Source organism: Thermoleptolyngbya sp. M55_K2018_002 (genome assembly GCF_015295965.1).
In the GTDB taxonomy this organism is placed as follows: Bacteria; Cyanobacteriota; Cyanobacteriia; order Elainellales; family Elainellaceae; genus Thermoleptolyngbya; species Thermoleptolyngbya sichuanensis.
Genome location: NZ_DVEA01000351.1, coordinates 1 through 9,963 on the forward strand (window position 1 = coordinate 1; position 9,963 = coordinate 9,963).

At 57.9% G+C, this 9,963-nt stretch carries 7 protein-coding genes and 1 tRNA gene; 5 read left to right on the forward strand and 3 right to left on the reverse strand.

Going from position 1 to position 9,963, the window contains the following annotated elements; genetic code table 11:
* Window positions 1-452 (reverse strand): orotidine 5'-phosphate decarboxylase / HUMPS family protein (locus IGS51_RS17990; protein WP_297080166.1); only part of this gene is annotated, 452 nt, incomplete at its 3' end.
* Between the two features lie 185 nt (window positions 453-637).
* On the opposite strand from IGS51_RS17990, the gene IGS51_RS17995 reads away from it, so the two are divergent.
* Window positions 638-2,344 (forward strand): SulP family inorganic anion transporter, encoded by a 1,707-nt coding sequence (locus IGS51_RS17995; protein ID WP_297080167.1) that lies wholly within the window; start codon window positions 638-640, stop codon window positions 2,342-2,344.
* Window positions 2,345-2,631: 287 nt separating this feature from the next.
* The gene (locus IGS51_RS18000; protein ID WP_297080168.1) at window positions 2,632-4,023 is read left to right on the forward strand and encodes a malic enzyme-like NAD(P)-binding protein; all 1,392 of its coding nucleotides are present in this window, start codon (window positions 2,632-2,634) and stop codon (window positions 4,021-4,023) included.
* Window positions 4,024-4,140: 117 nt separating this feature from the next.
* Here the strand turns inward: IGS51_RS18000 and IGS51_RS18005 are convergent.
* Window positions 4,141-4,212: transfer RNA gene (locus tag IGS51_RS18005), tRNA-Lys, on the reverse strand.
* Window positions 4,213-4,298: 86 nt separating this feature from the next.
* Here IGS51_RS18005 and IGS51_RS18010 point away from each other — a divergent pair.
* Window positions 4,299-5,495: an anion transporter gene (locus IGS51_RS18010; protein ID WP_367279369.1), complete on the forward strand. Its 1,197-nt coding sequence runs from the start codon at window positions 4,299-4,301 to the stop codon at window positions 5,493-5,495.
* Window positions 5,496-5,570: 75 nt separating this feature from the next.
* Here the strand turns inward: IGS51_RS18010 and gatA are convergent, their stop codons facing one another.
* Window positions 5,571-7,028: an Asp-tRNA(Asn)/Glu-tRNA(Gln) amidotransferase subunit GatA gene (gene gatA / locus IGS51_RS18015; protein WP_297080170.1), complete on the reverse strand. Its 1,458-nt coding sequence runs from the start codon at window positions 7,026-7,028 to the stop codon at window positions 5,571-5,573.
* Between the two features lie 493 nt (window positions 7,029-7,521).
* On the opposite strand from gatA, the gene IGS51_RS18020 reads away from it, so the two are divergent.
* Together IGS51_RS18020 and IGS51_RS18025 are read left to right on the forward strand one after the other, a co-directional pair.
* Entirely contained in the window at window positions 7,522-8,847 is a 1,326-nt protein-coding gene (locus IGS51_RS18020; protein WP_297080171.1) for a serine hydrolase, read from the forward strand.
* A complete protein-coding gene (locus IGS51_RS18025; protein WP_297080172.1) occupies window positions 8,847-9,740 on the forward strand; it encodes a carbohydrate ABC transporter permease in 894 nt (297 codons plus the stop codon). Before IGS51_RS18020 ends, IGS51_RS18025 begins: the two co-directional genes overlap by 1 nt.
* Window positions 9,741-9,963 lie beyond the last annotated feature (223 nt).

Here is a 9,963-nt window from a genome sequence, read left to right on the forward strand (position 1 = left end):
GCGGAGGCGTTGGCGGCGACGAGGGCCTCTTTGCCTGCTGTGGCGTGAACGGTAAGCAGGTCTACGCCATAGCGTCCGGCGGCGCGACAGGCTCCGGCCATGGTGTTGGGAATGTCGTGAAATTTGAGGTCAAGAAAAATTCGCTTCTGCCGCGCCTTCAGTTCTGCCAGAATGGTCGCGCCTGTGCTGACGAAGAGTTCTAACCCGACTTTCCAAAAGCGGACTGCGGGAATCTGGTCTACAAGGGCGATCGCCTCTTCTAGCGTCGGTGCATCCAGCGGCACAATTATTCGATCCGGGTGATCCGGGTGATTCGGATGATCCTGGTGATCCGGGTGATCTGGGTAATTCGGGTGATCCCCGGCAATCGGATCGGCAATCTGAGCTTTGGAGCTTTGATCCTGGGAGTTTTGATCCTGAGAGTTTTGAGAGGGGTTTTGAGAGCCTGCCATAGCGCCTGCGCTGAATCGGTGGGTAAATGCCTAGCAGAAGAATGAAGGAAATATGGATAGAAGTATGGATGAATGAAGTGAAGTGAAGACATCTTGAAAGAAACGCCCGAACCAGATTTCCAGCCGTATCCTGCGAAGCTAGGGCCTATCGCAACATCTAGGCCATATCCTGGAGGCTTGCCATTGTGACTGCCATCAACTCCTGGCTAAGACAGTTTACTCATGTTCTGAAACCCCCGGATCTCAATTTTCGTAATTTTCGAGATGACTTTTGGGGCGGCCTCACCGCAGCGATCGTGGCGTTGCCGCTGGCGCTGGCGTTTGGCGTATCGTCCGGGGCGGGAGCGGTGACGGGACTCTACGGCGCAATCTTCGTCGGCATTTTCGCGGCATTGTTTGGCGGCACGCCCGCTCAGGTGTCTGGCCCAACTGGGCCAATGACGGTGGTAGTGGCAACAATTTTCACGGTACTGATTGGTCGGTATCCCGAAACCGGACTGGCGCTTTCGTTCACCGTCATTGCGCTGGGGGGGCTGTTCCAGATTCTGTTTGGGGTGCTGCGTTTGGGAACGTATATCACGCTCATGCCCTACACGGTTATTTCTGGCTTCATGTCGGGCATCGGGGTCATTATTATCTCCCTCCAGATTGGGCCGTTGTTTGGCTACAAAGGATCGAGTGGAGTCGTGGATTCTCTGCGAAACCTGCCGACGTATCTGACGCATCCCAACGGGTTCGCGCTGGGGCTGGGGCTGATGACGCTGGCGATCGTGTTTACCTGGCCGCGTCGGCTGAATCGCGTCATTCCTTCACCCCTTCTGGCGCTGGTGATCGGGACACTTGTGTCGCTGGCTTTTGGCGAGGGTGCAAACCTGACGCGGATTGGAGCCATTCCCACGGCACTGCCGCAGCCGCACTGGCCGGCGTTTGAGTGGGAGGCGCTGCGCGTGATGACGGGCTACGGGCTGATGCTGGCGACGCTGGGATCGATCGACTCGCTGCTGACTTCTCTCGTTGCCGACAACATCACCCGAACCCAGCACGATTCCAACCAGGAATTGATCGGTCAGGGCATCGGCAATTTGCTGTCGGGCATTTTTTGGGGATTGCCGGGGGCCGGGGCAACGATGCGGACGGTTGTGAATGTGCAGGCGGGCGGCAAAACGCGGCTATCGGGTATGATTCACGGTATTTTGCTGCTGCTGGTGATGCTGGGGCTGGGCAGGCTGACGGAGCCGATTCCCAATGCAGTGCTGGCGGGGATCTTGATCAAAGTCGGGATTGACATCATCGACTGGAGCTTTTTGCGGCGGGCGCATCGGCTGTCGTTGAAGGCAACGGGGCTGATGTATGGCGTGCTGTTTCTGACGGTGTTTGTGGATCTGATTACGGCGGTGGCGGTGGGCGTGTTTTTCGCGAATCTGCTCACTGTGAAAAGCCTGAGTGACTTGCAGAGCAAGCGCGTCCGCGCCATTATTCACCCGACGGACGAAGCGCTGGCTCCAGAAGAACAGGCCTTGTTGGAAGCTGGTCAGGGTCGGATCATGCTGTTCCAACTCAGCGGGCCCATGAGCTTTGGCGCGGCAAAGGCAATTTCGCAGCAAATGACGCTGGTGCAAGAGTATGACGTGCTGATTCTGGATCTGACGGAAGTGCCGCGACTGGGGGTGACGGCGGCGCTGGCGATCGAGGCGATGGTGCAGGAGGCCTGTCGGCAGCGACGGGAGGTGCTTTTGGTGGGCGTGGAAGGCAGCGTGCGCGATCGCCTCCAGCGGCTCAACCTGCTGAACGTCATGGACGAAAATCATGTGTTTCCTACGCGCCTGTCTGCGCTGCAACGGGCGATCGCCCTAGTTGCCCCCCCGAAGCAGGAATTAGAGGTTAGAAGTTAGAGGTTAGAAGTTAGAGGTTAGAAGTTAGAGGTTAGAAGTTAGAAGTTCGGTTCGGGTTCCGGTCTTTAGCACCACTAGCACCAACAGCACCATTAGCACCAACGGTTGGCCGCCTTGCCCGCTGGAACCCGAAACCTGATCGATTGTTCACTTTGGCACAATTGCAGTCCGGCGACTCCCTTACGCTAGGGACGATCCGTAGCGGTAAGATCATCACTGCACTGCGGACGGGGAAGATAGTCAGCGTCCCAAAAATCCAAAATCCAAAATCCAAAATCGAGAATCCTATGGTCAGCCTCACTCCCAATCCCAGCTTCAGCCTCATGGTGCGCGTGCAGTTGCCCAACCAGGCGGGAATGCTGGCCTACGTCACCATGGCCATTGGCGAGGCGGGCGGCAATATTGACCAGATCGAGGTGATCGAGCGGACGCTGAAAACCATCATCCGCGACATCACGATTGAAGCATCGAGCGTGGAACATGCTGAGGCAATCGTTACCGCGCTGAAGGGGCTGGAGCATATCAAGGTGCTGAACGTGTCGGATCGCACGTTTAACCTGCATCGGGGCGGCAAGATCAGCGTCCACAGCAAGATTTCTCTGAAAAACCAGAGCGACCTAGCGATGGCCTACACGCCGGGGGTGGGGCGCATCTGCACGGCGATCGCTGAAGATCCGTCCAAGGTCTATTCCCTGACGATCAAGAGCAACACCGTGGCGATCGTTACCGACGGAAGCGCCGTGCTGGGCTTGGGCAATCTTGGCCCCGCCGGAGCGCTGCCCGTGATGGAGGGCAAAGCCATGCTGTTTAAGGAATTTGGCGGCATTGATGCTTTCCCGATTTGCCTCGCCACGCAGAGCACCGACGAGATTGTGCAGACGGTGAAAAACATCGCGCCTGTGTTTGGCGGCGTGAACCTGGAAGACATCAGCGCCCCCCGCTGCTTTGAAATCGAGGCACGGCTCCAGCGGGAACTGGACATTCCCATTTTTCACGATGACCAGCACGGCACGGCCATTGTCTCGCTGGCGGCGCTCTACAACGCGCTGAAGCTGGTGAATAAGTCGATGGAGTCGGTGCGGATCGTGATCAATGGCGCAGGGGCGGCGGGCCTGGCGATCGCCCGACTGTTGCAAAAAGCAGGAGCCACCCAGATCGTGATTTGCGACTCGCGGGGCATCCTCAGCCACAGCCGCAGCGACCTGACCGACCAAAAGAAAGAATTTGCCGTAGACCAGAGCGGCTCCCTGGCAGATGCAATGGTGGGCGCGGATGTATTCATGGGCGTGAGTGCGCCGGGGGTGGTGACGGTGGACATGGTGAAATCGATGGCGACAGACCCAATTGTGTTTGCCATGGCCAATCCAATTCCTGAAATTCAGCCGGAACTCGTGACCGATGATGTGGCGGTGATGGCGACGGGCCGCAGCGACTATCCCAACCAGATCAACAACGTGCTGGCGTTTCCTGGCATCTTTCGCGGCGCGTTGGACTGTGGCGCAAAGACCATGACCACGACCATGTTCCTAGAGGCCGCAGGGGCGATCGCCTCGCTCATTACCGCCGCCGACCTCAACCGCGAGTACATCGTGCCGTCGGTGTTTGACGAGCGCGTGGCGACCGCTGTCTCTGCTGCGGTTCAGCGGGCCGCCCGCGCCGACGGGGTAGCGACTCGCTAGGCTGGCGATCGCGAGGGAGATCGCTTGGGGAAGGGATCGCTTGGGGAAGGGATCGACAAACCCCTAACCACCGCAGCTAAGCCTCTCCACTAGGTCTTTCAACTAGGGCTATTAATATGGGTGACCTGGGATTCGAACCCAGAACCAGCGGATTAAGAGTCCGATGCGCTACCGTTGCGCTAGTCACCCCGGGGTTTACCATTGTATCACCTGAATTTTGGGCATCAAAACCAGTGCTGTACCTTGGCATCGAGTTTCGCGCCCTCGCCAACTGGCTGCCCGTTGCCCAGGCAGTGGTGATCGGGCTGACCTACGTGGGACTGGCCTTGGGGTCGGTTCCAGGGCTGCGGATGAACCGGGCCACAATGGCGATCGTCGGAACAGCCGCCCTCATTGCCCTGGGCACACTCTCCCTACAGGAGGCCTGGCAGGCCATCGACCCAACAACCATCGTGTTTCTGCTCAGCACGATGATTGTCAACGCCTACCTCAGCTACGCCGGATTTTTTCAACTGGCGCTGCTGTATCTCATCCGCCTCACGAGTAGCCCCTTTGGACTGCTGGTAGCGCTAACGCTGGGCTGCGGGGCGTTGTCGGCGGTGTTTCTGAACGACACGATCGCCCTAGTGTTTACGCCGCTCACCGTCAGCCTGGCCCAAACCCTGTCGCTCAACCCAATTCCCTACCTGCTGGCCCTGGCGGCGGCCACCAATATCGGCTCCGTCGCCACGCTCAACGGCAATCCGCAGAATATTCTAGTCGGCTCCTTTTCGGGCATCGCCTACGCCGAGTTTGCGCGGGTGATGATCCCCATTGCTCTGATAGGCCTGCTGCTGCAAATTGGGCTGCTGGGATGGATGTATCCAGAGGTGCGATCGCTCAAACCGCGCCCCTACGTGCCCACCTTTCGCCCCCGCGCCTATGGCCCGCTGCTGCGAAAGACACTGATGGTGAGTAGCCTAATGCTGGCCGCCTTTGTGGTGGGATTGCCGCTGGCCGAGTCGGCCCTAGTAGCAGCAGGTGTGCTGCTGATTACGCGCCGCATCAAGCCCCAGCGCGTGTTGCAGGATGTGGACTGGGGGCTGCTGGTGATCTTTTCGGGGCTGTTCGTGCTGACGCGCAGCCTGCAATCCTTCAACCTGCTGTCGGGGCTGCTCCCCTGGATTGCCCATCCGGTGGGTCTGGTCAGCATTACAACGCTCTTGTCAAACCTGATTTCCAACGTGCCTGCGGTGCTGCTGCTGCAATCGCTGATCGACCGGGGGGATACGCAATCCTGGCTGCTGCTGGCGGTTAGCTCCACGCTGGCAGGCAATCTGACGCTGTTTGGCGCAGTGGCCAACCTGATCACCGCCGAAGCCGCCGCCAGCCAGGGCTTTTCGCTGTCGTTTTGGACGCACCTGCGGTTTGGGCTGCCGCTGACGCTAGCCACCTTGGCGATCGCCACCGCCTGGGTTCTCTGGCGAGGCTGATCAGGAGTCAGGCCTAAAAACTGCCAGCCTGAGCGAGTGGCCCAACTCAGCAACTCCAATCCCTAACAATTCCCCCTAAATCATAGGCGCTTTCTTGTGCCACTCCGTTGCCTGCTCATAGGCATGGGCCACGCTCAGCAGCAGATCTTCCCGCAGCACGTTACCAATCATTTGCAGACCAATGGGCAGGCCCTGGTCGTCAAAGCCGCAGGGCAGACTGAGGGCAGGCAATCCCGCCAGGTTCACCGGAATCGTCATCAGGTCAGACAGGTACATGCTGAGCGGGTCGTCGGTCTTTTCGCCCGCCTTGAAGGCCGTCGTCGGCGAGGTAGGGCACACCAGCACATCTACTTTCTGGAAGGCGCGTTCAAAGTCTTGCTTGATGAGCGTCCGCACCTTTTGCGCCTTGAGGTAGTAGGCATCGTAATAGCCCGCCGACAGCGCGTAGGTGCCGATCATAATCCGCCGCTTCACCTCTGCGCCAAAGCCCTCGGCGCGGGTCTTGGCGTACATATCCAGCAGATTTTCGGGATTATCGGCGCGGAAGCCATATTTCACGCCGTCGTAGCGGGCCAGGTTGGCCGAGGCTTCGGAGGGGGCAATGATGTAGTAGGTGGGCAGCCCGTAGCGAAACTGGGGACAGTTGATCACCTGGATTTCGGCTCCGAGTTCCTGCAAGGTTTCGACTGCTGTGGTGACGGCCGCTTCTACGGTTGAGTCCAGCCCTTCGCCGAAGGTTTCTTGAATCACGCCAATCCGCAGCTTGCCACGCGGCTTGAAGTCGGGCTTGAGGGCGGCAGCGTAGTCAGGGATTTCGACCTTGAGGCTCGTGGAGTCCTGCGGGTCATGTCCGGCGATCGCCTTCAACAAAATCGCCGCATCTTCTACCGTGCGGGCAAAGGGGCCAATCTGATCCAGCGACGAGGCGTAGGCCACCAGCCCATAGCGAGACACCAGTCCGTAGGTGGGCTTCATGCCCACCACACCGCAGAGCGAGGCTGGCTGGCGAATCGAGCCGCCCGTGTCTGACCCCAGCGCCACAACGCACTGCCCCGCGGCCACCGCTGCGGCAGAACCGCCCGAAGATCCACCCGGTACGCGCTCCAAATCCCACGGATTTGCCGTCACCTGATAGGCAGAGGTTTCCGTCGAACTGCCCATTGCAAACTCGTCCATATTCGTTTTGCCCACCATCACCGCGCCCGCGTCGAACAAGCGCTGCGTCACGGTGGACTCGTAGGGCGGCACAAAGTTTTCCAGGATGCGGGAGCCGCAGGTGGTGCGGATGCCCTGGGTACACAGATTGTCCTTGATGCCGATGGGAATGCCCGCCAGCGGCCCGATTGCTTCCCCGGCGGCGATTTTGGCATCCACCTGCTGCGCTTGGGCGATCGCCCGGTCGGCCGTCACGCTGATAAAGCTGTGCAGTTTGGGTTCCAGGGCTTGAACCCGCTCTAGGGCTTCGGTGGCAATTTCGACGGCCGAGCGCTCTTTGCGGACGAGCTGTTGATGCAACTCACGGATGGATGCCATTGGAAAACCTCAAAATGAAACGGAAACGTGATGCGTAGACGGCAATCGGAGCAGATGGCAAAAAACTCCAACCCTCACTCTAGACGATTTCCAGACGCTTTTTGGCGATCGCCCCGTCCAAGCTGCGCCCCCCTGACCCCCTGTGGCTCTGCGCCTTCTATCTCCAGAAGCCTCAATGTCTATCTACCGAAGCGTTCCGGTTTAATCGGCAAGCCATATACTTGAGCTGGTTCAGCAGTTCGCCGACAACGCCTTGGGTAACCTTTTCCGCCACAGCTTCTTGCCAGATTGCGTCACACTGCACCATTTAAATATGAAGAATGGTCTTATTATTTAACTTTAATTAAGTTCATTTGCAGGGTTGCACTTGCTCAAGATCGAATTTCAAGGTTGAGCTTTAAGGTTGCACTCTTATCAGTACGCATTTCAGTACGCACGCATTTCAGTACGCATTTGGCCTTTGGTGAGGAGGGGTGAGTCCGTGGTTGCAATCATGAAATCAGTGGCGCATCGCTGGTGGTGGTATGCCCTCGTTGCACCCATCAGCGCAGTCGGGGTAATGGCAGGAGCCGTCCTGGTTCATTCGTATCCAGCCCTGACACCCGTGCTGGAGCGTCCCTACGAAGAGGGAGAATCTCTCATTTCTGAAGCCAAGTCGCTAGCAGAGCTATACGAACTCCGCGATCGCCTCCAGCAAGACATCGAGAACCAGCCGCCGACCCTGGTCTCCGTGGCCACTAGAGCAAATTCTGTCCCAACTGCGCTGCTGGAAACGCTGCAAGCGGTTGAAATTCGCATTGGGGTTGAAGAATCTGCCAAAGCAAGCTGGGAGCAAGCCATCCGCACGGCAAACCAAGCAGTTGAACTGAAGCAACAGCCAGACCAAACCGAGGAAACCATTGCCAAGCGCTATCAGCTCTGGAAATCCGCAACCGATTCACTGCGGGAAGTGTCCGCCGATTCGTTTGTGGGGGAACAAGCGGCCAAGAAGCTGAAGGAATATGAGGACATCTTGAGCGTGGTCGCCTACGAATACGACACTGCCCGCTCTGGATTCCTGAAGGCGATCGCCGACAGTACGGGCATGGGCAGTCAGGTTCACGTCACGGTCTGCACGCTAGAGCGCGAGTGTCGCCGCTATCAGGGCAAAGAGCTACCCGCCAGCCCCGCCAGCCTGATCAAAGTACCCCTGGCGATCGCCACAATGGACAAGCTGACCCGCGAAAAGATCGACCCCAACACGCCGATTTTCATCGACCCTAGCAACTACACCGAAGACGCAGCCAAGATCTGGGTTGGCACCGAATATCCCATCCGCAAAGTGCTGCTGCAAATGATTACCCACAGCAGCAACATCGCCACGAATCAACTGATCGACTACGTAGGCTGGCAAAGCATTGAACAAACCCTGCGCGATCGCGGCTATCAGTACACTCGCATCAGCACCAAGCTCACAGGAAACTCCATCAGTCCTACGGATAATGTCGGCGGCGTGCCCAACGAAATCAACATGGACGAACTCACCGACATGATGGTGAGCATCTATAACAATGAAGTCCCCGGTGCAGACCTAATTTTGGAAGGACTGGTAAACCAGTACGATTGGGAATTGGGCTATGAGGCCATTCGGCGACCCGCCGTGTGGATTGGCGAAAAAACGGGGCAAAACTCCAGCGTACTGGGCACGACCGTCGGCGTGAACATCAAGGGCAAACGCTACGTGATTTCGGTCGCCATTAACTACACCGCTAGCGAACCCGCCGTGAAGCAGGTAATCTCTGGCATTGTGAAGCATTTAATCGACCACGACGGCTTCTGATGTCCTCTAGGTTTCAAAGGCCCGGTGGGGGCGATCGCCCTTCCCATGAGACCCTCACTGCATGGCTGTTCCTCGCCCCGGCCCTGGCGTTTTTGGGCGTTTTTGTATTTTTCCCGATTGCCTATCTCGCCTATCTCAGCCTGACCCAGGGCAGCTTCACCCGCAGCGGCATACACTGGGTGGGGCTACAAAACTATAGACGGTTGCTGGCTACGCCCGATTTTTGGCAAGTGCTGGGAAACACGCTCTACTTCACCGTGGCCACGGTGCTGCCCAGCCTCGTCTTGCCGCTTGGATTGGCTGTGTTGCTGAATCGAGCCGTGAAGTTTCGGGACTGGCTGCGAGCGGCATATTTCATCCCTTCGATTACGTCTCTGGTCGCCGTGGGTCTGGGCTGGCGCTGGCTATTCCAAACCGACGGCCCCGTCAATGCGGCGCTGGGCTGGCTGGGGATTGCCCCAATTCCGTGGCTGGGCAGCACCACTTGGGCCATGCCCGTGCTAATTTTGTTCAGCATTTGGAAGCAGCTTGGATTTAACCTCGTCGTTTTTTTAGCGGGGCTGCAAACCATTCCCCAAAGCCGCTACGAAGCCGCCGAGCTAGACGGAGCCAACGACTGGCAGCAGTTTTGGCACATTACACTCCCCGGCCTGCGGCCCACCCTGGTTTTCGCGATCGTCACAACGACCCTCTTCACGCTCCGCAGCTTCGAGCAGCCCTACGTGATCACAGGCGGCGGCCCGCTGAATACTACGAACCTGCTGGTCTATTACGTCTATACCGAAGCCTTCGCCCAGTTTGATTTTGGCTATGCAGCGGCGGCGGCGACCCTGCTGCTGCTGATCACGCTGCTGCTGATTTATCTCCAGTTCAATTTCCAGTTCAAAGGGTGAATGCGCGATCGCCCAATCACGCCCAATCACGCCTAGTGTTCCGGGACATCGATGTCCTGTACAAAAGTTCTATGCAGCAGTTCTATGCAGCAGTTCTATGCAGCAGTTCTACGCAGCAACAGGCCATGAATCGTTCAGCAGCACCGCCATCCTTCGTCAGAACATTCGTCAGAACAACTGACTGATATTTTCGTAAAGATCGGCGATCGCACAAGAAAATCCA